This is a genomic window from Mucilaginibacter sp. BGA-UO-ETr-C110, assembly GCF_059567985.1.
The window spans coordinates 5,844,097-5,869,139 of record NZ_JCAQPB010000002.1; the positions used below are offsets into that span (position 1 = coordinate 5,844,097).

General features: G+C 42.9%; 27 protein-coding genes. 5 read left to right on the forward strand and 22 right to left on the reverse strand.

What is annotated here, in order from left to right:
• Window positions 1–6: 6 nt before the first annotated feature.
• The 13 genes from traJ to AC57BQ_RS25300 form a co-directional block, all read right to left on the reverse strand.
• The gene (gene traJ / locus AC57BQ_RS25240; protein WP_496408877.1) at window positions 7–999 is read right to left on the reverse strand and encodes a conjugative transposon protein TraJ; all 993 of its coding nucleotides are present in this window, start codon (window positions 997–999) and stop codon (window positions 7–9) included.
• A 27-nt stretch (window positions 1,000–1,026) separates the two neighbouring features.
• Window positions 1,027–1,665 (reverse strand): TerB family tellurite resistance protein, encoded by a 639-nt coding sequence (locus AC57BQ_RS25245; protein ID WP_496408878.1) that lies wholly within the window; start codon window positions 1,663–1,665, stop codon window positions 1,027–1,029.
• 75 nt (window positions 1,666–1,740) lie between these two features.
• A complete protein-coding gene (locus AC57BQ_RS25250) occupies window positions 1,741–2,577 on the reverse strand; it encodes a hypothetical protein (protein ID WP_496408879.1) in 837 nt (278 codons plus the stop codon).
• A gap of 40 nt (window positions 2,578–2,617) precedes the next feature.
• Window positions 2,618–3,262, reverse strand: coding sequence for a hypothetical protein (locus tag AC57BQ_RS25255; protein WP_496408880.1), 645 nt, complete (start codon window positions 3,260–3,262; stop codon window positions 2,618–2,620).
• 18 nt (window positions 3,263–3,280) lie between these two features.
• A complete protein-coding gene (locus AC57BQ_RS25260; RefSeq protein ID WP_496408881.1) occupies window positions 3,281–3,709 on the reverse strand; it encodes a hypothetical protein in 429 nt (142 codons plus the stop codon).
• Window positions 3,710–3,743: 34 nt separating this feature from the next.
• Window positions 3,744–4,418 carry a conjugal transfer protein TraI gene (locus AC57BQ_RS25265; protein ID WP_496408882.1) on the reverse strand — a complete coding sequence of 225 codons (675 nt, stop codon included), beginning with the start codon at window positions 4,416–4,418 and terminating at the stop codon, window positions 3,744–3,746.
• Complete coding sequence (locus AC57BQ_RS25270) at window positions 4,415–4,948, reverse strand: hypothetical protein (RefSeq protein WP_496408883.1); 534 nt, start codon at window positions 4,946–4,948, stop codon at window positions 4,415–4,417. The genes AC57BQ_RS25265 and AC57BQ_RS25270 overlap by 4 nt, the downstream gene beginning before the upstream one ends.
• 6 nt (window positions 4,949–4,954) lie before the next feature.
• The gene (locus AC57BQ_RS25275) at window positions 4,955–7,492 is read right to left on the reverse strand and encodes a TraG family conjugative transposon ATPase (RefSeq protein ID WP_496408884.1); all 2,538 of its coding nucleotides are present in this window, start codon (window positions 7,490–7,492) and stop codon (window positions 4,955–4,957) included.
• A complete protein-coding gene (locus AC57BQ_RS25280; RefSeq protein WP_496408885.1) occupies window positions 7,416–7,829 on the reverse strand; it encodes a DUF4133 domain-containing protein in 414 nt (137 codons plus the stop codon). Before AC57BQ_RS25280 ends, AC57BQ_RS25275 begins: the two co-directional genes overlap by 77 nt.
• Before the next feature lie 2 nt (window positions 7,830–7,831).
• The gene (locus AC57BQ_RS25285; protein ID WP_496408886.1) at window positions 7,832–8,353 is read right to left on the reverse strand and encodes a hypothetical protein; all 522 of its coding nucleotides are present in this window, start codon (window positions 8,351–8,353) and stop codon (window positions 7,832–7,834) included.
• On the reverse strand, window positions 8,316–8,681 hold the full coding sequence (locus tag AC57BQ_RS25290; RefSeq protein WP_496408887.1) for a hypothetical protein: 366 nt from the start codon (window positions 8,679–8,681) through the stop codon (window positions 8,316–8,318). Before AC57BQ_RS25290 ends, AC57BQ_RS25285 begins: the two co-directional genes overlap by 38 nt.
• 29 nt (window positions 8,682–8,710) lie before the next feature.
• Complete coding sequence (locus AC57BQ_RS25295) at window positions 8,711–9,004, reverse strand: DUF4134 domain-containing protein (protein ID WP_496408888.1); 294 nt, start codon at window positions 9,002–9,004, stop codon at window positions 8,711–8,713.
• A 175-nt stretch (window positions 9,005–9,179) separates the two neighbouring features.
• Entirely contained in the window at window positions 9,180–9,599 is a 420-nt protein-coding gene (locus AC57BQ_RS25300; protein ID WP_496408889.1) for a hypothetical protein, read from the reverse strand.
• 180 nt (window positions 9,600–9,779) lie between these two features.
• Here AC57BQ_RS25300 and AC57BQ_RS25305 point away from each other — a divergent pair, with 180 nt between their 5' ends.
• Complete coding sequence (locus AC57BQ_RS25305; protein ID WP_496408890.1) at window positions 9,780–10,220, forward strand: hypothetical protein; 441 nt, start codon at window positions 9,780–9,782, stop codon at window positions 10,218–10,220.
• Window positions 10,221–10,222: 2 nt separating this feature from the next.
• On the opposite strand, the gene AC57BQ_RS25310 is transcribed toward AC57BQ_RS25305, so the two are convergent.
• Together AC57BQ_RS25310 and AC57BQ_RS25315 are read right to left on the reverse strand one after the other, a co-directional pair.
• Window positions 10,223–11,089, reverse strand: coding sequence for an RteC domain-containing protein (locus AC57BQ_RS25310; protein WP_496408891.1), 867 nt, complete (start codon window positions 11,087–11,089; stop codon window positions 10,223–10,225).
• A gap of 309 nt (window positions 11,090–11,398) precedes the next feature.
• Window positions 11,399–11,839 carry a hypothetical protein gene (locus tag AC57BQ_RS25315; RefSeq protein WP_496408892.1) on the reverse strand — a complete coding sequence of 147 codons (441 nt, stop codon included), beginning with the start codon at window positions 11,837–11,839 and terminating at the stop codon, window positions 11,399–11,401.
• A gap of 76 nt (window positions 11,840–11,915) precedes the next feature.
• Here AC57BQ_RS25315 and AC57BQ_RS25320 point away from each other — a divergent pair, with 76 nt between their 5' ends.
• Window positions 11,916–12,758, forward strand: coding sequence for a LytR/AlgR family response regulator transcription factor (locus AC57BQ_RS25320; protein WP_496408893.1), 843 nt, complete (start codon window positions 11,916–11,918; stop codon window positions 12,756–12,758).
• 31 nt (window positions 12,759–12,789) lie between these two features.
• Here AC57BQ_RS25320 and AC57BQ_RS25325 read toward each other — a convergent pair whose 3' ends face one another.
• From AC57BQ_RS25325 to AC57BQ_RS25335, 3 genes are read right to left on the reverse strand one after another with little or no spacing between them, the layout of a single operon-like run.
• The gene (locus tag AC57BQ_RS25325; protein ID WP_496408894.1) at window positions 12,790–14,019 is read right to left on the reverse strand and encodes a restriction endonuclease; all 1,230 of its coding nucleotides are present in this window, start codon (window positions 14,017–14,019) and stop codon (window positions 12,790–12,792) included.
• Between the two features lie 39 nt (window positions 14,020–14,058).
• Window positions 14,059–14,640, reverse strand: coding sequence for a hypothetical protein (locus tag AC57BQ_RS25330; protein ID WP_496408895.1), 582 nt, complete (start codon window positions 14,638–14,640; stop codon window positions 14,059–14,061).
• Window positions 14,637–15,926 (reverse strand): hypothetical protein, encoded by a 1,290-nt coding sequence (locus tag AC57BQ_RS25335; RefSeq protein WP_496408896.1) that lies wholly within the window; start codon window positions 15,924–15,926, stop codon window positions 14,637–14,639. The genes AC57BQ_RS25330 and AC57BQ_RS25335 overlap by 4 nt, the downstream gene beginning before the upstream one ends.
• A 205-nt stretch (window positions 15,927–16,131) precedes the next feature.
• Between AC57BQ_RS25335 and AC57BQ_RS25340 the strand changes: the two genes are divergently transcribed.
• A complete protein-coding gene (locus AC57BQ_RS25340) occupies window positions 16,132–18,954 on the forward strand; it encodes a lantibiotic dehydratase (RefSeq protein ID WP_496408897.1) in 2,823 nt (940 codons plus the stop codon).
• A gap of 5 nt (window positions 18,955–18,959) precedes the next feature.
• Here the strand turns inward: AC57BQ_RS25340 and AC57BQ_RS25345 are convergent, their stop codons facing one another.
• A complete protein-coding gene (locus AC57BQ_RS25345) occupies window positions 18,960–19,682 on the reverse strand; it encodes a LytR/AlgR family response regulator transcription factor (RefSeq protein WP_496408898.1) in 723 nt (240 codons plus the stop codon).
• Window positions 19,679–20,281, reverse strand: a complete 603-nt coding sequence (locus AC57BQ_RS25350; protein ID WP_496408899.1) for a sensor histidine kinase — start codon at window positions 20,279–20,281, stop codon at window positions 19,679–19,681. The genes AC57BQ_RS25345 and AC57BQ_RS25350 overlap by 4 nt, the downstream gene beginning before the upstream one ends.
• Before the next feature lie 1,035 nt (window positions 20,282–21,316).
• On the opposite strand from AC57BQ_RS25350, the gene AC57BQ_RS25355 reads away from it, so the two are divergent.
• Entirely contained in the window at window positions 21,317–21,778 is a 462-nt protein-coding gene (locus AC57BQ_RS25355; RefSeq protein WP_496408900.1) for a MauE/DoxX family redox-associated membrane protein, read from the forward strand.
• A gap of 108 nt (window positions 21,779–21,886) precedes the next feature.
• Window positions 21,887–22,141 (forward strand): hypothetical protein, encoded by a 255-nt coding sequence (locus tag AC57BQ_RS25360; protein WP_496408901.1) that lies wholly within the window; start codon window positions 21,887–21,889, stop codon window positions 22,139–22,141.
• Window positions 22,142–22,197: 56 nt separating this feature from the next.
• Here the strand turns inward: AC57BQ_RS25360 and AC57BQ_RS25365 are convergent, their stop codons facing one another.
• The gene (locus tag AC57BQ_RS25365) at window positions 22,198–23,697 is read right to left on the reverse strand and encodes a TlpA family protein disulfide reductase (RefSeq protein WP_496408902.1); all 1,500 of its coding nucleotides are present in this window, start codon (window positions 23,695–23,697) and stop codon (window positions 22,198–22,200) included.
• A 7-nt stretch (window positions 23,698–23,704) separates the two neighbouring features.
• A complete protein-coding gene (locus tag AC57BQ_RS25370) occupies window positions 23,705–25,033 on the reverse strand; it encodes a RagB/SusD family nutrient uptake outer membrane protein (protein WP_496408903.1) in 1,329 nt (442 codons plus the stop codon).
• Window positions 25,034–25,043 lie beyond the last annotated feature (10 nt).

The following is a 25,043-nucleotide window of genomic DNA, read 5'->3' on the forward strand; positions in this document are numbered from 1 at the left end:
AAGTGATTAAACTGCGGCCATAACAGCCGTTTTACCGGCCTGGGAGGACATATCGGATACTTTATGGAGCAGCGTGTCCTTACTGCCCGGTTGTATGATATAACCGGCCACGGTGGGTACAGTGAAATAACCCACGATGGCTATGATCATAAAAATGATATAGGTAGTGCTGCTATAAAAATCGGTGTCCATGACCAGCATATTAGCCAGCAGCTTACTGATGATCGCGCCGAAGATATTGGCGACGGGAAGCCACATGTACACATGCACATACCGCGCGAACCAGTTGGCCAGCGTATGATGAAAACCATCGAATACCGAAAGCGCCAGAACTAAGGGGCCAAGTATGGCCAGCACGATCAGATAAAAAGTGCGCACGGTGTTTATGCATAAGGCGGCAGCTTTATAGATCAGTTCTACCACATAGCGCACCATATTTTGAAAGCCGGTTTTCATTACCGACCAGGCGAAGTTGGTGAACAGCCCACCCGAAGAACCGGAGCTTCCGTCGTCGGCCTGTCCGTACTTATCGGCATCATTATTATTGCCATCCTGGTAGCTGCCGGGAGGTGGGATCAAAAAGGATTTCTGTTCCTGGGCTATATGCCATTCAATGGCCTGTTTACTGTCTTTGGACATATCCGCAGTTGCCTGAACAACCGGCTCCAACACTCCGTTCATCAGGCTGATGAGCGCAGGGAAAAGGATAATTGCCATTCCAATGGCAAAAGGCTTGAGCAACGGGTAGAAATCTATGGGTTCGGCTTGCGCCAGGTGTTTCCATACACGTAAACCGATATACCATAGGGCCGCAAATCCCCCGATTGCCCGGCCAACATCGATCAGCTTGCTGCACAATGGCAGCATCTGATCAAACAGCTTTTCCAACTGGCCATTTAGCCCGGTAACATTATTTCCGAATCCTTGCGCCTGCGACAGCATCGGTAACACCATACACAATAAGGCCAGTAGCCATTTTTTTCTTACACACTTTTCCATACCACACGTTTTTATATTATTGATTACTTATTTATCCGGCTGGCCATAAAGCTTACCTACGTTCTGCTGCGATCTTTGTATAACTGCACGCTGGCCGTCCATTGATGATGCTCGTCGGTTAAAACTGCGTAGGGCAGTGAGTGTACTGCTCATATCACGGTCGATACGGTCTATCTGTTCCATTCGCTCGTCATCACTCATACGCAGCTGGTTATCGGTTAGCACCAGTGTCAGTTCGTCGAGGCTCCGCATACTTTCACTGAGTAGCTGCTGATAGACGGAACCCATATAGGATATTTCAGCCGCTGAGAAACGGTTGCCGGCCTTGACGGAACTGAACACCGATTTATATTCTGAAAGGATATGGCTTTGGTTGCTAATAATAGATCCGATCCTGCTGTAATTGCGTAAAGCCGGGCTTACCTGCAACAGACTATTCAGGAAGTTATCATGCAGGTTAAAATTGCCTTTGGAAATGCCCTGAATGGTGGAATAGCCGTTGTTGACTAATTCGTAGCCTTTTTTCAAGTCGGTCAGTATCTGCTTAAATTGCGCGAGCTTCTCTATATTAAGCGCCAGCTGTTGCAACTCCGCCGATTGGGCGGCAGCAAGGTGTAGCTGCATACTGCAGCCAAGGGTCATTACTATGATCAGTATCTTTTTCATAATCTTTCTGATTTCTTTGGCTGCAAAAACCGGCGCACGCCTGTTTTTGCGTTTTTCTATTGATGCCGGTCGGCGCTATACATGGCAGTTGCCGGAACATTCACCCCACGACCGGTCTTCTGTTACATCGAAAACGGCATCGGCCAGCGGGCGGCAGGAACGGTGCAGGTAGACCGGGTTATGAATGCCCTTGCTCGTGCTGTTACGGATGGCTTCATCTACGGCTACCGCCGCCGCAAAATCTTCCGGTGCATTTCTTTTCTTCAGCGCCCAGCTACGGTCTGACTGGTAGGGGCAAAACACGCAACTTGATTTAGGCGGTACAGCTAATCCGTGCAGCAAGTACCAGCGCACTACATCATCACGGCTCATCGGTCTGGCCCAATCAAGGCGGTCAGCCATTTCATTTTTGTGTATGCCCTGACCGATAAACGGATAGGTTTTGATTTTCCACGCTTCTTTCGGAGCAGACAGCCGCTCAATTTCGTCAAGGGTTATGCCGTGCCAGATGGCGGTAACAGGGCGACGCGAGCCTTTGGGAAGACCGTAAATATGGTCACGTATATAGTCATCCACTATCTTGATCTTATAGTCAGCCGTACACTGCCGCCTGAGCATACCAATAGAACTATCAGGATTTTTTGTGAAACCGGGAATAGAGACGAATCTTCGTTGGTCTGTTATATTGAGCAGATCTTCGTAAAGATTTTTATCCCTGCGTACTGCAATGGGAATTCCATTGTTTTTCTGCTGCCATTCTAGCAGGAAATCGAGGTAGGCGTATGTGCCTGTACCTTCTTTACCCGTATCAGAAAAAACAGCATAATCCGCTCTCGGCAGCTGTCCCATACTGCTCATCAGGTACAGCGCCGTGCTTTGCACGCCCATACCAAGTGATATTATCTGCACCATATCTTTTTCACTTATCTTTTATCACTTTCTGCCTGGCTTCTTACCCGCCGTATAGATTCTTTAAATTGCTTTGGTCTTTTGTTTCCCTGGTTCGGCTTGCAACAAGTTCCAGCGCTTGCCGGTTCAGGTGTTGCGACCGTCCAAAGTGTCGCTGCATGCTTTTATAAAGCCGGTCGATAAGTAGTAACCGCGCATCATCGGTCATCTTTAATTTCCCACTGGTAACGACGAGTTGTAATTCTTCCATGTCAGCCGCTGCCTGTTTTAATATCGCTTCATAACTACCATTAAAGCTGATCAGTTCCGAAGTTGTAAGCCGGGTGCTACCGGACAGCTGCGGATAGACTTTTTGATGCGCGGTAATAATTTGCTGCTGAAGCCGGATAATGTCTTTGACTTTAGCGTAATTGCGCACTTTGCTGCTCACAGTATTAAGGCTATCAAAATGGGCAGTATGCAGGCCGAGATCGCCATTCTTGATCCGGCTGATCGTGCCGGTTCCATCTTTGACAATTTTGTATCCTTTCTTCAGGTAATTTTCATAAACTTTCAGGGCTGCGATCTGCTCCATCAGGTATCTGCGCTGTTTGGCATTCTGACTTAATATTTGCCCTGTACCCTCACTATAAGTAGCCAGTCCGATTGCTATTTGTATAATTAATGCTGTTAAGAATCTACGTTTCATAATTTTTGATTTTGGTAGTTAAAATGGCCTGCGCCCCTTCCCATGCCTGTCCCAGGGCTTTGGCTTCGGGAATAGTCCCTGCACTGCCTGACTGCCCGGAATTTGGTTGTTATGTATGATGCGGTACACCTTGTTATTAGTAGTCGTACTATCAATAATTTCCATTTTGCTTATTTTGAAACCTTCCAGTTCCTTAAAAGCGACGTTGAAAATGCACCGCAGGTCGTCGTTATAGGGGGCATTGGTTTCCAGTTGCAGCAACTGATTTTTACCATTGGTTTCCTGGTATATTTTTAGAAATGTTTCGAGACAGCTTTTCAAGTCACCCACTGACATCTGCCTGTCGCCGGTGATCTTTCCGAGCAGAAACCTGCCGCGATAACCTTTCTGGCGCATCAACTGTACGAATTCCGCCACCTCGTTTTCAAATGATTGCTCACGTTTCATAATTATTGCGATCCGCCTTTCTTCTGACCTATCTTTAATTCAATCCATACCACTGCTTCAACTGCTGCGCCTCCCTGGCATCAGCTGCACGGGACAAGCTTAGGCCGACGTTACGCCTCGTAAATCCACGCAGTACGGATATATTGTGGTCTACACCTGCGCCAGCCTTATGGATCAACTCCAGCCTCTGACCATCCGACATTTGGGTACTAAAGGAATTAATGACCAGCTCCAGTTGTTCAATATTGGCGAGGCTCTCGTTAAGTATGCCGGAGTACACCGAGGACATGTATTGCAATTCCTGCGGGGTAAAATGTTTGTCCTGTTTGAGCAGGTTCCAGGCAGCGCCGTATTCATTGATTAATTGTTTTTGCCGCTCTATGATGTTCTTTACAGCGCTGTATGTAGCAATCGCGGCTTTAACCTTTTTGAGTTCTTCAAAGTAATCAGCATAGAGCTTGCGCTGCTTTTCCGTCCATTTGGAGATGTCATCCAGCTTCATTTTGGCCATCGCATTTTCGAGTTGCTTCTGGGCGTTCTGCAGCCAGATCACCTTGTTCTGCTGCCGCTGAATGGCCAGGTCAAGCGCTCTGATAACTTTTTTAATGGCACTGGTAATAGTACTTACAATAGGTATCTGTGCCTTTGCCTCGTATACAAGCGGGCCGGTAAACAGGCAAAACATTAATATTAAAAACACTCTTTTCATATGCCTCGGGATTTTCTTTTCGCGGTTGTTTTGGTTTTTATACTTCCCTGTTTCAGGGGGTTCATTTTATCGGCAACCTTAACTTCATTTTGAAGCGGGGTAATAATGGCCTTGTGATACATTTTCTGCCGTATGCCATCCTGTATGTAGTATTTATCATCGTCTTTGCCGTAGCGGCGGGCCATTCCAACAGGATCAAGCACAAACAGATTGGGTATCTCAATCCGGACCACGTTTGCGGGGTACATCCCAGCATTCGGATCGATGGCAATCGCTTCTTTTAGTTCTTTATCGTAGTAGCCAATCATGTGTCGGCTATTAGTATCGACAGAAAGTTTGTTAAGCTCAATTCCCATAGTAGAGAAGTCGTCTTTAGGCCGCAGCAATCCGATGCGGACGTCTACATAGAAGGGGTGTTCTCCAATTTCAATAATTGGCAGCATGCTATCTTTAGTGCGTGCCTCGAATGCCTGCTGCCCTTTCAGTGCTTTGTAGTATTCAATAAACTCTTTGTTATCCTGTGATTTCATGCTTCATTAATTTTTAGCCTCGGCAGCTAATACACGGAGCGCCTGTTTAATGCCGCCATACGCTACAGTGTACTTCTGCAGCTTTAATTTTTCCGTCTGTTCAGTAGTATATGCATAGTATTCCGCGACAGATGGTTCATAGCGGTATACTTTCATGAGCTGATTGCCCAGCTCGATATAGATCTCACGGTATTTTCGGGCGGGGTCATTTGCTTTGTTCAGGGACAGCACCTGTTCTTTGCCTTTGTCACTCATGCCCATTACCGCCTGTATCGCGTCGAACTTGTTCTGGAACTTTTTCATGTCCAGCAGTATCTTACAATCCGCGTTATTGATAATGGCTTCTTTAATGATGGGTGAACTGATCACATCGTCAATTTCCTGCGTTACGGTGATTGCTTCCCCGAAATATTTGCGGACGGTTTTGTACAGGTATTTGATAAATTCAGCCATGCCGCTGCGGGCAATTGCTTTCCACGCTTCCTCAATACAGATCACCTTTCGGATTCCTTTCAGCTTTCGCATTTTCGAGATAAACATTTCCATTATGATCAAGGTCACGACTGGGAAGAGCGTCGGATGACCAGCTATTGAATCAATTTCGAATACCACGAACGGCTGCTGCATTACATCGAGGTTCTCCGTTGCGTTGAGCAAATAATCAAACTCGCCGCCTTTATAGTAAGGTCGCAGGACGTAGAGGAAATTGTTAATATCGAAATCGCGGTCTTTCACGCCATCCGTTTTCAACTCCTCGGTAAAATGTTCCTGCACGAATTCATAGAAGCTGTTGAAGCAGGGAAATATGGCATCGTTCTGGTCCAGGAATGTATAGTAAGATTGCAGGGCATTAGAAATGGCCACGTATTCCGAGCGGCGAAATGATTCGTCATTTTGTTTCCATAATGCAACCAGCAGCGTCTTTATGCTTTCCTTTTTTTCTGTGTCCAGAATGTCGCCGAACGCTATATAAAAAGGATTAAATCGTATTGGGTTATCTTCTGTATAAGTGAAATAATAACCATTCACTATCTGGCATAAACCTTCGTAGCTGTGCCCGACGTCGACCACAATGCAATGAGCGCCCTGTTGCACGTAACTATGCAACATGTGGTTCATAAACATCGACTTTCCGGAGCCACTGCCACCAATCACTATCTTATTGCGGTTGGTTGTTATACCGCGCTGCATTGGCTCGTCGCTGATATCAACATGGACGGGTACACCGGTCAGCCGGTCGCCCAACCGGATGCCGAACGGGCTGTTTGATGAACGGTAGGCCGTCTCCATATTTAAAAAGCAGGTGGCCTGTTCCGCAAACGTGTCGAATGTTTCATTTTCAGGCAGATCGGCTTCATTTCCCGGAAGCCCGGCCCACCATAGTTGCGGCGCACCGTTTATCTCCATGTGCGGTACCGCCTGCATCCGCGCCAGTGCCGATGCTGTTTGATTGCGCAGGTCTTTTAGCTTTTCGTAATTGTCTGTCCAGCAAAGCAGGTTAAAATGAGCCTTTATCGGATGCCGTCCCTGCGAGATCGCTTCATTCAGATAATCGGCGGTTGCCTGCATGCCTATTGAATTTTCGCGGCTATACATCGATAGCGACTGCAGGCGGGTGCGTTTGCTTTCCAGCCGTTTTATGGTTTTCTGCCCGTCAGCGATAACTATAAACTGGTTATAGATATGATTTACCGGTAGCAACAATCCAACGGGAGTGGCAAAGCCAACCGAGAATTTTGTTTTGTCGGTAGAGTACTTATCATAATTTACGCGAGAGCTGCAGCTTGCGGGCATATGCGCTGTGTCGGCCAATGTGTACAACTGGCAGAAGTTTTCGCCGATCTTCCATTCGGGTTTTAGTACAATGTCTTTAAGAATGACCGGTTGCTCTGTACGGTTTAAAAGGAACAGGTAACGCTCCAGAATACCCGGTTTTGCCGGGTCACCTGTTAACTGCGACTGCTTTAACTGTTCCAGCTGTAACATGCCGCTGTCGGTAAGGATACGCCGGAATTGCCCGATACTATCCATTGCCTTTTGCAGCAGACGTGCATCCGTTGCGTGCGGTGGCACGATACTGCTTCGGAGTAAATTGGTAAAAGCTGAATTGGCCGGTTTTCGGTCTTTTGCCTTTAAGGTGATCATCAGGAAGCAATCGTGTTCCAGGTATGGCCGCTCGTTGAAGAATTGCTCACTGCTGCGCAGCAGGAAGTTCTCATCGTCGCTCTTAAAACCAGCCTTAAAAGATGCGTCTACAAACCAATCCTGTTTATGTAACACCGAACCGACGGGTAACACCTTGATGGCTTTTAACCAGGCGTGATGCAGCGCTTCATAGTCGTCGTTGGAAAGGGAAAATATTTCAGGCAGAACTACCCGGAGTACGATTGTAATATCCCCGTGCTTGGAGATAAGACAATCCCGCTCTATTTTCCAGATCGGCAACAGGCCATTAACGTCACGGCTGTTATCTTTTGGCGCTTTGTTTTGTAGCGCGACTATTGCTACGGCTACGCAGGCTGCTATTATCAGTATCACGGTCATCTCTCTTCACTTTATCTTTTCTACTGCTTAACTTTTTAAACACGTCAGCCGAATGGCAAACCAGTGCGATTGGAATGCGCCGGTAGGCTACTGCTTTCATTAGTCCGAATTCACCATAGGCATGGCTGTATTTGTATACGCCAAAGAACAGGGCTGACCCACCTGCCAGTATTATAGCAAGGCAGAGGTAAACCGGAACACTGGCGATATACATTGCGGAGAACAGGATCAGCAGCACAGCCAGCCCGATGGCCAGGTAAAATATATACTGCGCCTTCAGCCCCTTAAATTCAATGGGGCGGTTCACACCTTTATTGATCTCGTATTGTACACCCATACCTATAGCCTGTTGCCTTTCCTGCGTATTTTTGTTTGCTTTTGTTGCCCACCCAGCAATCGTCGTTTGTCCTGGTTTCTTTTTACCAATTGCACCATTTCCGTTTCTTCGATTGGCGTAACGGTCACTTTAAGTCCCGGTTCAATGGGAAAGTCCTTGAGCAAACCTTTTTCATCCATACCCATCTCCCTGGCTACGGCAACCGGATCGAGTTTTAACTCGTATGGGATGGTCAGTACCACCACGTTCTTCGGCAGTGCGGTCATATGGATGTCGGGGATAACCGTCTGGTGCAGCTTACTGTTATAAAAGCAGAGGTAGTTCGTTCCATCAGCGTCCATCGGCAGGCTTCGCAACTCTATCCGGTCGGTAGGATTATCTGCACAGCGTAGTTCACGCAGCCGCCAGTCGACAATAAAGTCACGGCCACCTATGTCGATCCGGGGCAATTCGCCCGCAAGCCTGCGGTTGATCAACTCCTGCTGATCAGCTGTAGTAGTCTTCGAATAATCCGTCTTCTTCATCGTCATCTTTATTTATAGTAGCCAGTTCAGGGCATAGAATGGAAAGAGGTATATCATATTTCAGGGCAATCCCCTCCGGATCAAGTTCCATTAGTGCCGGTATGGTGATCCACTGCATACCTTCCTCCATTTGTTTCAGATCGGCCTTATTTTCAGGGACGTTCTTCCTGCGGCTGTCATAGAGGAAGGTGTAACCGTCGCCGTCCTGGTCGAATACATTAAAGGATATCGTATTGGTGGGATTGTCTGTTTGTCGCAGTTCGTCGTGCAGCACATCCACATAAAAAGATGTACCTGCAATCTCCACGATGGGTAATTGCCTTTTCATTGCAGTTCTGTTAAATAATTATTGGAATTTTATACCCCGAAGAAGCTTTTGAGCACAGTAGCCACGACAACCAGGAAAATACAGGCACCAAACCAGCTGCTGGCGACTTTGGCGGTGTCGGGTTCCCCGGCACTCCATTTATTGTACACCTTGACAGCGCCGACAAGTCCGGTTATTGCGCCAATAGCATACATCAGGTTAGTACCGGTTGCGAAGTACCCTTTTACTTTATTAGTAGCCTCGCTAATACCGGCGTTCCCATCCTGTGCAAAAGATATAGAGACATCGTAGAGGATAAAGTAGACACATATTGTTAGGGACATCAGCCATATCCTTGCCCACAACTTTCTTCTTTCACTTGGCTTTGTTTTCATGATTTATGATTTGATAATAAAATTTCTGTTTTAAAACTGCCTGGGAAACGCCCTTTCCATCCACACCTTTCATTTCCGCCACCAGAGCGTTCCCGGCAGTCTGTTGTTACCCGCACGGGCCGGCTTATTGCATCACCTGTTCTAACTCATCTTTCCCGATGCCGACCCCGCAGATCTCTTCCGCTTTTGCAGTGATATGATTAAGAATGGCAACCCTGTAGGCAGGATGGCGTAACCCGCCGAAGCTGGCCAGCTTTGGTGTCAGCTCACGTAGTAGCTGATCCTTTGTGGCGTTTGTTCCTGCCTGTTCCAGAATGCCATCGATTTCATGAACCAGTTGTTCCAGCTGCACGAACGCCGGGGGATCGATCATGTCTTCTTCGGCAGCCTGGGTAACTTTGCTTGTTTGGGTAGAAGCATTATTACGGTTGAGCCAGCCCTTGATCTCCGGCCTGTAGAAGAGCGCGGCAACGCCGCTGTAATAGCAGCCGAGCAGAACGGCTGCCCCTTTGATATAACTGCTCCATGAAATCGGTTCTAACATATGCTTTGCTTTTGCTGCGGCCCGATGTATTTCGTGCCGGATAACGATAGCAAAGGTGAAAATGCCTGAACTCTGTTTTCGCTACTACAGGGGTTAGATAATAGATTTTGTTTTGATGTAGAGAGGCTAGAAATTATGCGCAATCACAAAAAGGTTGTAGGTTTCATTCAAATATGCAATATGAATAAATGGATTTTGTGTTTTCTGCTAATAGTAGGTTACACAACTACCTATGCACAGCCAGAAGTAAAAATCACGAAGAAAGTAATAATCTCTGATCGCGAAGGCAAAAAACTGATTGCTAACATATCTGGTGGCGATACGACATATCTCTATTTATTTCGTAATGTCAAATATGAAACGCTTATTGATTACAAGGCGGTTTCTTTATCGAGATCCCAACTAAAGGATTTTGCGGATGCTTTGGAAATGCTGACGTCCGATGAGTATAAAGCGGGCGAAGCATCGATAAAACTAGAAAGAGTAGAATTGACCAAATATAGGTCATTTGGTATAACGTCTGTTTGGGTTTGGGCGGATCATGGTTTCGCAATGTATCGTTTGCCGCAATGCCATAAGGTGAAAAAAGAGATTTACGGATTTCTGGACATTAAGCCGTGAGTCTAATATCTAGGATTTACATCCTGATCATCCATACGCTGCTCCAGATGCATTTTTAACTCATCGAGGTAAGCCGTCCTATTCTTTTTGCGTATTCTGATGTTTTGCTGAAATACAGCATAAACATTACCCAAGTCGATATTAAACATATCTTCAAAATCTTTCACAATATCTTTTACATCAGCGGTACCATTATTGACAGCCCCTTTAGAATGTAACGCGTATGCCACCTCTATCAACGCGACTTTGGAATCCGTCCAAAGACTTTTCCGTCGTTGTGGTTTTTCGATTTCCTTGAAGATTGATGGTATTCCATCCAGATTATCTAAACAATGCTGTAAATAGCGGTGTAGCTTTTCGAAAGCCTGAATTTTTGAAATTTTGAAACCGGCTATTGTCGTGAATCTTGGATCGATATCGGGGGAATACTCTGGTATTATAGTCATCGGCTCCGCGCCACGGATGAAATACAGTTCGTCGAAAGTGTTTTTACCAGTTAGGTAGTAAACATGTAAATCATGATTACGTTCAAAGAATATTCTTACGCGGTCCATTTCATGCCAATAATATCGCTTTAGCTCATCGTGGCTACCAACAGGCTTTCTGGAATCAACGTGAAAAACTTCTGAGAAATATATTAGTTCTTTAAAGAACCTCGGTTTAATCTCTTTAAAGAAATTGATTTCTTCCTGCCTGTTCGTAAATACATATGCTAACAGGAAGTCCTTCAGGTTTTGGAGGCTCTTTTGAATTATCATGCAGGATTGTTCTGCTTTTTGTAATTCGTTTGCGGCTTCAATAACAATCTTGTTTAAGACAAGAGTCATCGCTTCATACTCTGACGAAGCAAAATCTATCAATTGTTCCATAGCGATCAGACTAATTCTTACGGCATCAAAATTAATAGTGGTGGTACGTTGAAACAGAACTTTACTCCGCCCGAAAATGCCCAGGTAGTGAAAAAGATTGCTGAAATACGCAAAACCACGAGTGAAATAAATATTTCATCTCGCTAAAATCTCCGGTTATGTAAAGAATATGTGTGTGGTGCTTTCGGACACTAAAAGAGGACAATTGGGAATAGGTAGGAAAAATGAAGAGAATCTGTAAAAATAAATGCAAAAATATAACCGGCCAATACTGTCCGGTTATATTGGTATCAGCGCTGTATATTGTACTTATTCAGGTCCTATATTGATATTTAGCTCTCCCGAAACGGACATGCCGTTCGTATTGTAGATCACATCGAAATTATCCCGCGAGCGAATGAATTTGCTTGCACCGGATGGGACTGCAGTTTGCGTAAAATTGACCGGCAGGCGATTATTAATAGCATTGCTTAGGGATCGGGACAAGGTATTTACAAACCCCTGATCAAGATTTGTGAGATACGTTTGTTGCGAAGAATCAAGCGTAAAATTGTCGGTCATCCACTTTCGGAAATTGCCTAAAATAAGACTTGCCTGCGTAGTTAAATCGGAGTTGGCAAGGCGGTACAATTCAGCAGTCTTCTGTTGTACCCCTGCCGGAGTGAAAGGTTGTTTTGCCATAATGATAAAATAAGTTTTTAATAGTTGCCATTTAAAACATTTAGCTGGCAGCCTTGTTTTTGCTTTCATTCATTAACTGTATTTTTTCAGCTTTTAATAGATGAAGTTCATCTGTTTTATTAAGGCTTGAGAAAGGATAACCTAAATGGAAATAGCCGCTCCGACATCACTTGCCAGCTATAAAGACCTGGTCATTCGTATTATTGTCTCTATTCTGGCAGCGCATTTTATTGTCACGTTTGGAGAGGATAAGACTTTCTTTGAATTTCTGCTCCTGGCTGACTACTATAAGTCTGTTGCGGGAAGCGCAATCATTGCATTTCTCTTATTTAGCCTGGTAAGGGCAATCATCATAAAGCTCGACGCAAAATCTCCGTGGAACAAAGTGCCGCTGAAACGAACCTTACTACAGATACTATTAGGAATCGTGTTGGTTTCGATCATTGCTTTTTTACTCGCCGCAGTGTATTTCAGGATTTACGGGATCAATATTCTCACCACTGTCTACCTAAAGTATGATTTTCCAGTCATCGTGCTGTTTGTTTTGCTATTGAATGTATACTACTTCTGTTACTACCTGGTTCAGCAGGTTTGGCTTACCAATCAATCAGACGGTAAACCAACCCGGCGGGGAGAAAAGTATGCAGCGGTTTTCGTGGTAAACAAGGGTACAGATAATCTTCCGGTACCCGTAGACGAGATTAGCAGCTTTCACCACGATGGTGACTATAATTTTATTCGCTTATTCGATGAAGGGAATTACCTGATTCCACAAACCTTAGATGAGATAGAAAAACAGGTTGACCCGCAGTTGTTTTTTCGTATTAACCGGCAGATCATTATTAACTATAGGTCTTGCAAATCCTTTCGCACGCTGGAGTACGGCAAACTGGAGGTGGTTATTGAACCAAAAATGAAGGAACCTGCAATTGTCAGCCAGAAAAGATCGGCTGTATTTAAAAAGTGGCTGGAGCGAAAAGTAGTTTAGCACAGTTTGGTGGTGAAAATATTTTAGTTACTTATGTCGTCTGTCTATCAGATCTTTGCTGGCCTCTCTTAAGATCATAATTTACACTTATAGACGGTGATGTTGCAATTTCCTGGTCATTCAACAGGTCTTTAATTGTTTCATTTAATTCATAGAATTTCAGAAGATCGATCTTATTGGCTTTTGCCGTTTCGATAGCGGGTTTTGAATAGTCACTTGTCGTGACCATTTGCCCTTTATCTGCTTTGAAAAATAAACTTGTTCCGATCAGTTCCCGTATTTCTTTCGATCCAACCTTATTGCTTTGGTTATATCGTTTAGCCTGAACGACCGTTAGGAATTTATCGCCCAAAACTGGCGGCGCAGTCCAGACCAATAAATCAGCACCATCATCCCTTGATTGTTTGGTCAGCTTTGTTTCATGTCCGCTGAGATCATAGATATAGGCCACGAGTTCCTCAAATTTGCGCGGTGAAATCTTATATACGTAACTGGGATCGATGGTTAATGCTTTAAGCAATTCATGATTAGTATCCGGAATGATGATCTTCGAACTACTTGTCGCTATCGGATACTCACTTTTCTTTATAAAATCTTTTACCTGTAAAATAATGTCTTCAAGTCCAGGAGTTAGTACTATTGAAGTTTTATTAATAATCTCGAGACTATGAATTTCAAATGTTATTTCTTTAATGACCTCAACAATAGTATAGTCAATCTTTCTAAAAGTCTCGTCAACGGTTAAGTCACCAAATGCTTTGTGGAGGATATCATTCTTTAGCAGAATTAATTTATCAGTATACTCATTCAGATGCTTGATGACATCTACTGCCGCCGTTGTCTTTTGTCTTTCCTCGAAGGAAAATGGCAACGTTCCTATTACTATGAATCTTTTACCTGCTTTATGGAGGTCTTCCGACAGATTATTGATCAGACCAGTGAATAACCCCCCTCCGAAACCTCCAACGAGTATATAAATCAAGTCTTGTTTGATTAGACGCAGAAATAGGTCTTTATCTTCGAAATATGCCTTAGCCGCTATACTGAGCTCTCCTTTTGTGCTTCTTCCAAACGCTACAAATGTCCCTATTTTAAATTTGTTTACTACCGAACTCGTATTCAGGCACTCTGTATCAGTATCGAAGTAAAATATTTTTTGTTGGTCAAATCCGCTTTGGAGTAGTGCATTCGCTACACTATTTCCGGCCCCGCCGAATGCCAGTATCCTGTAATTATTCAACTCAGTATTTTTAGTCGCCACCGCTGCTCTTGTTTTAGTGATTAAAAGTTTACGTAATTATCAATCATTTTTATCGCCCTTCGGTAAATCTATTCCTTTGACCAATCCATCAATCACCTCGCTATTCAATGAGTAGCGTGGTGTATAAATGAATCCTAAATCCAGTAATTGAGCGGGAGTGGATATTAAAGCCCCACGTCCTTCACCAAATCTTTCAATGATCGTCTTTTTGATTTCTGTATGCATATTACCATAGTATAACGTCCTGAAAATCGATGCATCGGCAATTAGGCCGCCAAACTCAAGCCAACAATGTCCATCCCATAACTCCAGTTGGGTGGCATTTTCCTGGGTACTGGCAATCGGTCTGTTACACACAAAAAGCTTTGTTCCTAAATACTGCAGATCACCGCAAATTACAGCTGCAGGTATAGTGCTATGATCTTTTATCATTGCAGCCCACAGCGCGGAAATCTGGCCGCAATTGAAAGCCTTTTGTGGAATATGCGTCATTGTCGCCGCAACAGATTTCTTTAAAAAATCAATTTGATCCGCATCCGGAACAAACGTTAGATTGTCCAACGCTTCCTGTTCTGAATAATTCTGCAAAAGTGCTTTTTTTAATTCGTCGTATCTGTTCATTGATGGTTCTTCGCTTTTAAAAATTCTTCAAATGTCATCGTATAAGCCAATATTTTTCCGTTATAATAACTACGAATGTTGTCCTTTAAAACTCTTGGAGCCAGGTCATGCTCTTGAATATAGGGAAAGAACCTTAGCACAAGGTCAGTTTCCATTCCATTCGTAAGAAAAGATGGATCAACGATTGTAATCTTTACCAGCGGATTGTGCCGTAATGCGGTTCTCAAACTTTCATTGATATGCTCATCACCAAATGAATATCCTGCAACATAGATATCATCTGCAAAACAACAATCCCTGTCAAATGCCGCCTGCATCTGTTTAACAGGCGCGATCATTGCTTTCTGCGCTTTCTGATAGCCCGTTATAATATTCGTGACCGAAAGTGTTTTCCCTTTTTCAACTTGGTAGGTTGCGGGAGTGTTGTTGATTGACAAACGTGGAATGGAAACGAACGCAATTTCCGGATTCGGTAATAGCGCATTATCCAATCCGAGTACTTCCCAAAACGCTGATCCGTGCAAATTGTAATGAACATGTGAATCTGTATCACTAAGAATCCTCTTTATATCGGCTCTGTATCTCAGGACGTGCTCAACGCGCTCCCCATATTCAAATCCTTCAAAAACCTCAACTCCCGCTTGCTCAATGAGCAATTTGAATATCCGGTCGTAATTTAAAGTATATAAGCGAAGTATATTTTCAGCCGAAAGATCTAGCATCCACTGAGCAAACAACTTACTAATCGGGCTGTCAAATTTAATGATAGAATGACTGTGGGTATGATAGGCAAAATCAGAAATTCGCGCGTCAATCGCAGTAAGCAGTGCTGAAAGCAGATGTTGCAGGAAAAATTGTTTGGGCGGTTCTCTTTGATAAGCATTGTGCGATGCATAATAGTCAGAGCCAGCAGGAATTTGAAGTACATACCCATGCTGGTTTTCATCTCCTCCTTTAACTGAAAAATTGAAAATCTGTTCTTCAAACGTAGGCTGAAAAAAACAACTCATTAAAGAAGGAAGCTTTTTGTCCTTACTGTAGTCAAAATGTCCATAGTAAACGACAAGCTCTTCAATTACATTGATAATAGTCTCGAAATTCGCTTCCCAGGGTTGATACCCTGCGGCTATCAGGGTTTCGTAGATGAACCTTGTAATCGTCTTATCCTCTCCTTTGATCTTGAATCCAGATGTCAAAATTAGTTCCGTTAGATCGGGAGTACGTGGCGATCCCCAAGGCAGAGTTGCACCAGCACCAAATAGAAAAACACTTCTTTTTTTGTCCACGAGTCGAGGGTTAGGTTGTCAAGTAAATTTATCATTTAATTTATATATAATGCATTAGGTGTTGATATTCGTATTGTGACCCTTATAGGATGATAGAGGTTTTTTTCGGGGTTGAGTCTAACATAGTGTGGTTTCATGCTATGAAAACAGCGTTTCATATAATTTTATTGACGTTCCATAAAGTGTTTTGCATTTTCACTGGCATATGAAAATGCAGACCCTTCCAACCTTAATTTTCCGCGTTCCCCAGTTCAGTTTTAGTACCAACCTGGAAGATTGCTGGCATGAACTTAAGGAGTCCATCGCTCAATCGTCCCCAAGCTTTTATGCGATAATCAGGAATATAAAATATGAAGAAATAAAAACGTTGTCCGACAGCGTGCAACATACTATATGGAAATATTTTAATCGAGCTTCTTACAGGGCAACTCCATACGGGGGCTTTGCAGGAATAGGGACCATCGAACTCAGTAAGGGCAGTGCAAGGCCACCGGTCATTACAAAAAATCAGGAACTCAAGCGGTTCGTCGATTGGACATGTACAAACCGACTGGCAATTAATTTTGCCGATCTTTTAAAGGCAGATGCTTTGCTATTTGCAAATAGCACCTATTACCTTACCGAGTTCGACATCCGATATGTCGGTCGATTCGATGGCCAGTATGAATTAATTGACACAACTAAGAGTGAGCTAAAGCTAAAAATTTTGAAATTGTGTAAAACTCCGCAATCAATTTCTATGGTCACTTCCATGATCCCGGAATCAGCGAACGAGGCGTCCTTTTTACAGGTACTGGAAACAATGGTCGCAGATCAGCTTTTGATATCGGAGATGCAACCAAATATCATCGGCGCGGATTATTTCCAACGGGTGCAGCTTACATTGCCCGTTCAGGAAGTGGAGTATATTATCGCGCATAGACCGCTGCTTGACGGAAGTCTTGGGCAGGATATGTTCAGGCATTTACCTGATTTAATTGAGCGACTACATCAAATACTGCCATCTTATCGATCTCCTGAGCTGGATCAATTTATTAAAGCATTTAGCAAGAAGTTCGGGACAAAAGAAATTCCTATCATGGAAGCATTGGACCCTGAACTTGGCATAGGCTATGGAGCAATGGAGCAATCCTTGCTTGCAAGTGAACTTATACATCAGCTCGGAAATCAGCCTGCTACAGATGAATTAATGAATTCCACATTCAATATGTTGCTGCCGGAATTAATTTCAGGTAAATCCGGAACCATCGACCTCGAAGACCTCGTATGCCCCCAGGGACTGTCAAATGCCCCGTTACCTAACAGTCTTTCTGTTCTTTGTACATTAGGGGACGGGCTTATACAGTTAGAACACCTCGGTGGCTGTACTGCTACTTCGTTATTAGGCAGATTTACTTTGGCTAATGATGATGTACTCCAACAATGCAAACAAATTGCAGATATTGAGCAACAGGCTAATCCCGGAGTGCTGTTTTTTGACGTCGCTTACATGGTCGGTAATGTTGTTGATAATGTAAACAGGCGAAGATCTATATATAGTCATCAGTTGAGCGTTCTTAATTATGATACGACCCAATCCCCTTTAATGCTGACAGATATTTTGCTTTCGGTGCAAGGCAATGAGCTTATCTTGCGCTCACGGCAACGTAATATGCGGCTCGTTCCGCGCCTTGCTTCTGCCTATAATTATCTTTTAAGCGACCTCCCGGTATTTCGCTTGTTGTGTGACTTACAGCACCAGGGAATTCATAAAAATTTGTACTTACGTTTAAGAGACCGGCTTCCCGGCCTGGCTTATTATCCCCGGCTGAGTTATAAAAACATCATATTATCGCCTGCCACCTGGCGAATCAATCTGCATGATGTTCAAGAAAAAGGGAAAGTCTGCAGTGTTGATCATTTGATCCGCTATCTGAAACAAAACCGCATATCCGGATTTGCTAGGGTAGGAGCTACAGATCAAACCCTTTGCATCAACACAAATAATAGCTTTGAACTTGGTGAGCTGCTTACCCTGCTTATTAAACAGAAAACCCTATATCTTGAAGAGACCATTGTGCCTGAGCAACCGATTATAAAAGACAATGATCAGCAGCCATATACTTCACAGCTACTTTTAAGCCTCTATCACAAGCAAACTATCTATAAGCCCGTAGTACAACGTAGTCAAGTCCGAGGCGATATATCAAACGGACTTGTACTACCCGGTGCTGACTGGATTTACTTTGAAGTATTCTGTCATCCTACACGCAGTGATGAATTGCTGACGAATCACATTCAAAACTTCATATTGGCCAATCAAGGGAGTGTTTTGCAGTGGTTTTTCATTCGCTATTCTGAATCAGGACACCATCTTCGAATAAGGTTTAAGCTTCATAAATTGAAGAAAGTTTCTGCCATTATAGAAGCTTTTTCAAATCTTTTTAAGGACAAGATTGAAGTCGGGCTGGTATCAGATATTTTGATCCGCATTTATCGAAGGGAAACCGAGCGTTACGGTGCTGCTAACATGCACTTAGTGGAAGCACATTTTCATAAAGACAGTCGCTTTGTGGTCAATCTGCTAAAACAAAGATTTGATGATTCGGAAAAGTACAAGCTTTGCGTGGAGTTGGCATATGCCGTCTATGTCTCGGGCGTTTTCCCAGCCAGTATGTTCAGTAAACTCGTAGAGGTCACAAGCAATAGCTTTAGTGAAGAACACAGCCTCGATCCGTCAAAATATAAGTTAATAAACGCTGCTTATATAAAGTTTCGGGAAGAAGAAGCGCCATTCTTGTCGAACGAAATAGAGCAAGACTACGAGGTTTTCAAAAAGTCTTTTATTGATACATTATATCAATATTCCGCCAGTGAAAGGCCAGAAATATTCACCGCACTGTTCCACATGCATATTAACCGGCTATTTCCCACCGCACAGCGGATACATGAAACGGTGATTTATTATTTTTTAACTAAGGAATTTAAAAGCCCCAAAGGGTTCTATAAACTTTTAATGTATACAAATCCCCGTTATCAACTCAATTAATGAGATTACTCTGGTAGCATTTTTTTTATAACTTCCTCGGTAAAATATTCACGATATTTCTGACCAATTGGTATGATGAAATTACCGCTGAGCCGAATGTTGTTTGACCAGATCGAATCGATGAATTTCAGGTTGACAATGAACTTCTTATGCACCCGACAGAACAAAAGCCCAGCCAGGCGCTTTTCTAAGGCGATAAGGGAAGTGTAGGCAAGCTGAACCGTCCCATCATGCATAGTCATTCGCATATAATTCGCATCACTTTCTACAAACAACAAATCTTCCAGCTTTATATGAATAAAACTCCCTTTGGTGCCGTCTTTTATGATGAGTATGTCATCTTTAATCTGAAGCTGAGGATTCTTACCTTCATACCATTGTTTGACCTTTTCTATTGCTTCTGAAAAATCCGCTCTGATCAATGGCTTTACCAAATAGGCTAGTCCATATTTAAATGCCGGAAGCGCGAAATCAATATTACCGGTTATAAAAATGATCGGGAATTTTGCTGTAATTTTTTGCGCAAAATCTATTCCGTTGATGTTCGGCATCATGATGTCCAGGAACAAAATATCGGGGACAATCTCTTTTTCAATGAGCTTCCTCATTGCTTCTTTCTCATCGGTTTCATAACCTATCAGCTCCAGCCCCTCTGTGCTATTTATATATCTACATATAATTCCAATGCTGGTTAGTTCGTCATCAACGACAAAACATTTTAGTTTCATAGTTCAATCGAAAATAAAAGTTCATAAAATTGTGCTGTTTCGTTTATAGACAGCTTATAGCTGGTGGTAGATTGTCTCGATAATTGGTTTTTCACATAGCGCATACCCACGCCTGTTGTATTTAGTTTTCTTGCTGTAGTTTTAAGGTTCCATGATCGCATTTGTAACATCCGCCCTTCGTTGGAAATAGAAAGCTTTGCCGGTTGTTCCTTATCAAGAAGGTTACCGTGCATGAACATGTTTTCGACAAAATTTAAAAGGAATTGCGGCGGTATTTCCAGTTTATCAATTGCCGGGTCTGTATTGATGTCAATGTCTAAACAAAGCTGATCTCCTAGTCTTGCCCTATTCAACTCGATGTAGTCATTTACCTGCTCCAGCTCGTTAATCACAGGCACGTTTGCTGTAGAATTGACCAAATAATACCGCATAACTTTCGCAAATAGACTTATCGTCCTGGAAGCCTTTTCTGAGGTTTCCTCTACCAATCCATGTATAAAATTGAGTGTGTTGAAAATGAGATGGGGTTTGATTTTAGAACGATAATAAGCGGCTTCGAGTTCCAAATTTTTAATCTGCAGATCTTTTAATTTTTCCATTCTCTTAATTCCTTCCTGTGTGAGAAAATATCCCATTGCCCAAGTTAAAAGGTAACTCGCGCGAAAAATTGATTTATGATAGGACAATCCAGACCAAATCATTCTATGGGATATAACGTATGTCAACACATAGTCCATCAAATTTTGCACTACGATATATCCGCAAAATGTCAGGAAGAGAGTAAATGGCAACCTTACTAATAGATTTTTGCGTAGCACAGCATATGGTATAACGTAGTTTGCTGTTATGAAAAAGAACGGTATGTCTATTGCGTAATAGGCGATGATCAACCCAAACCGGAGCGCGTGCGTTTGTGTATAGACCATCGTTTGTTCCTGTACAATAACAACAAAAATGGCGAGCAATATAAATCTACTTTTATAACCCCATTCACAAATTCTCATAGTGCAAAATGATTTTCACATACGTGATAACAGGTTTTGTATAATAAATTCACAGTTCTACTGTAGGCTATTTATCTTAGATTCAGTTAATTATAAAACAAATTAGATTTATGAACATTTCAATCACACCTTCAGTAAGAAGAACGGCCTTCCGTTTTAAAAACGTCAAAAACATTGGTAGCCCACAAGCGGATACAACAAACACGACAACCACCACAGTCTCTATGTATCCTACTTGCACCTGTCCAACAGGATTAAAGTAATTGTTGCTATGCCTTTGGTCGGCATTAAGATGCCGGCCAAAGTTTTCCATCAGCTTCAATGCCGCGACCTAAATCCGCAGATTTTCACTTCAATTCGACCTTGTTTTTGGGGTTTTTAGAGTTTCGTAACGCTAATACGGGCGTTCAAATAATATCTATCCACGGTAATTCAATTCTCATTTACCTTAGTTCTGAAGTAAAAAAACTACCGGTAATATTTGCTTTTCCTATAGCCGATTTTTAAACGCCAATCGGAAAATGCTTATCCTTCTTTTAAAATTAAGGGAAATCACGCAGTTCCGATACCGTTAAAACACTCCTTTTTGACCCGAAGCAGAATTTGTATCACTATCAAAACTATTATACAATGCGTGCCAGGCTTTTCATTTTTGAATTTTTTCGGTTTTGCCTCATCATTCTATGGCTGTATGCAGCTACAATTAAAATAATAGACCATACGCGCTTCATTTCTCAATTGGAGATGTCGCCATTACTTGCACCCGTTTCGACCTTAGTTTCATTTACATTTCCATTTTTTGAAATCGCTACCGCTATCCTACTTATTAACTCCAAAACAATTCAACGTGGCCTTTTTGCCTCCTTTCTAATGTTAATTTTATTGGCATTTTACATCTCCTATTTATTTCTATTCGCACCAAAAGTACCCTGTGCTTGTGGTGGTATAATCGACCAACTCAACTGGACCGGTCATTTGATCCTCAATTTTTGCGGCGCAGCATTATGTCTTATCCTTATCAGGATGCATCAAAGCAGAACACAGCTAAATGCCCCCGAAAAATTGAACCAATATAGCCCCAGCGCCCTATAAATTTTTGTTGCAACAGACAGGTTAATGCCGAAATCCTGTAAAAATGTAGGCACCTTTCCCGATCAATATACTCCCTGTCGTATTTCTAACTTTCAAAACTTTAACAACATGAAAAAGTCTCTCAAACTCACATTGACAGCCCTTGCCATTTTCGTTGGCGTTGGCGGTGCCTTTGCTGCCCGTCTTGACGCCCAGGCATGGTTCTATCTGACTGCTGCAGGCCAGCCGACCGGCAACGCGTTACCTGGTGATCCTGCCTGCGCAAATGGCACCGACAATTGTGCCCAGGTATACACCATCGATGGCAATGGCCATCCTGTTGCACCTGTTGGCCAACCCAAAAAAGGCGCGATCCATCCTTAATTTACCTGATAAAGTGCCGGAATGAACAACGTTCCGGCACTTTATATTTTATTCAATTAAGGACCAAGCAGTATATTATCCAGTTTGTTTCGGAAATTACTCCAACCTTCTTTAGTTCTTGGGTCCGGCGCTCTGGCCATCACAATGCTCCCAGCTTTATCAATCAGGACAATAGTAGGGTATGAATTCACCTGGTAGTATTTAACTACCGGATGCATTGTTGCCTTCCCATCTGTGAAAAGCTGAATGGCATTTTTGCTACTGTAGGTGCCGATGCCTTTTTTCCAGGTTTCTGTTAATTTATCTACCGAAACGGAAACGAAAACAATCGGCTTACCGCTGTATATTCTTTCCAGGCTGTCGATGTATGGCGTGGTAGTGATACACCCGACGCAGCCGGTAAAGAAGAAGTCTAACACGACAACCTTGCCCTTAAAATTGCTTTGCCTGATAACGTTTCCATTCGTATCACGAAGGGCGAAATCATAAGCTGTAACACCTTTCTCGAATTTCGACTTATAGCTATCGAGCATTTGCCTCATCTCCCGATAATCTTCGTCAGACTTATTACAATATGCTATAAAATCAACAATGCAGGTATCTACAGCGTGGCTTTTGCCTTTATATAGAATTGCATTAATAATCAATTGAGCTAGTATTGGTTGGGTGATCTGCCTGTCTTGTCCATAAGTGGTTTTTAAAAGCTTATATTGATTATAGAGATTCTTTGAATAGTATTCCGCGTCATATTTCTTATCTGTTTTTAACAAAACATCCAGCCGCGCAAGGATTTGCATCAGTGCAAAATTGTTGTAGTCGTAACGAGCGTTACTATCGGTAAATTCATTTTTCAACATTGATATGTACCTGGCATACTTCCTGCGATCTTTCATTCCGTTAATATGCTCCAATAATGAACTTACTGCGGACGAGTAAGCATTCATTGTATACTGCAATTTCAAAACTTTATACGCGGTAGGCGAGATTCGACTCTTATAACGAGCAGTTATTGTATTGATTTCCTGCTTATCTGAATCTGCCCTTGCAAATAATTCATCTACATTCAGATAATAGTCCCACTTTCTCTGTTTTCCGTTAACTTTTGAAATAAGCTCCTGGATCAAACGATACTTGGCCGAACCTTTTCCCGTGAATACAATGTTTTGAATGCCCAAGTCCAAACGCCCGCCAACCTCTAGATGTAAATTGTCGCCTGGCTCCATCATAAACCCCCTTGTTATAGAGTGCGCTTGCCGGGAAGAATAAAGGGATAAACTATCAGTTTCAAATCCTATTATAACAGGATGATCGATGTCTATATGAAAGCTAAAATTGTTATTGACTATTTTTCCTGGGTATATTTTCTGATAATCAGTAAAATTTCTGGCATCCCAAACATAAGTGTCAACGAGTGACCAATCAGATTCAGATTTAAAATGGATGGTTACTTCGGCCTTCTGTTTTCTGTGTGATGAACGACTATAAGAACAGTGTTCGATTGCCCATGTACTGTGCAACGAGACAATTGTAAGCAATACTATAATAATATTTTTCATGGCTTTTTTATCGAGGTGTTTGTTGTATGCCGGAGGCTTTAATTACATACTCAGGAATAAGGAAAGTGTATTGGGGCGCATCTGGCGATAAAGAATATGTGCGTCCATTAATTGTTTTGCTGATTGTTATTTTAAAAGTATTCTCCCTGTTCAGCCGTCGCAAGTCGGACCACCGTAATCCGCGCATCAGTAACTCCTTCTGTCGCTCTTTAATGATTAATGCTAATGCACTGGCAGGATCGGTCAGCTTATATGGGACAAACTTACCCGACTGATAGCGGTTCTTTAAAAGTGTATTTAAGTCCTCTGCTGCGGCATCGAGATGACCGGCTCTTACGGCGCACTCTGAACGTATCAAATATTGCTCGTCCGTTGCTATCCCTCCAAACAATTGGCCATCATTTGTATAATTGCCTTTAAAGGAGGACGTCCCATCCGGGTTTTTAATAAAAAATAATTGCCCCCGCAGATCGTTATCATCATAAGAATCTACTAAGCTTTGATCAATGGCACCGGTTGGGGCTGAAAAGGAAGTATATGACTGTATTGGTGCATGAAAAATAACTTCATCGTTATATGCCGGAATAGGGCTATTTGAAGAAGCGTCGAGCGTATTGTAGTCAATGAGATTATGATAGTCTTTTAGACAAAGATCAGCATAACTGAACGCCTGATCGTATATGCCCATAGATAAATAGCAACGCGAAAGCAGCGCGTATACAGCGGGTCGGGACGAATCCGTTTTATAGGCGGGAACTACTTTTAAAAGAGTTGCCGCTTCTTTGAGATCTGAAGTAATACGATCATAAGTTTGCTGGACAGTAGCCCTAACCGATTTTACATTGATATCTGATGTAAGGCGCAGGGGGATGCCAAGGTCTTTATCTGCAGTTGCAGGGTCGAACGGTTGTGCGAAAATTTGCGCAAGGCTAAAAAAGGCTCTTGACCTTAAAAACAGAGCGCCACCTTTGACATCATTATATTCTAGCTGGTTGCCTGCATCAGGCTTTATTTTGGCAAGGCCGTCAAGGATCACGTTGGCCTGAAGGACCTCCTGGTAAGCATCGTCCCATTCCGGAGTATAAGTAATAGAGGCGAACGTGTTATCGCTCCATATGTAACCCAGTTGCTCCACTGAATATAGTGAGCCGTAATAATTATCCGCTATGCTGTACTCGTCCGCAGCAACTTCGGCTATGCCAATAACATTGGTGCCAATGGGATAGCTGTTGTTAAGTAAAAGTCGAAAATCCCGAAGCGTCGTTGGGACCAATAGTGAGCTGTCACGCTTCTCGTTTAGCCAATCTTTTTTGCATGATGTGCTCAGTAGAACCATTGACGCGAGA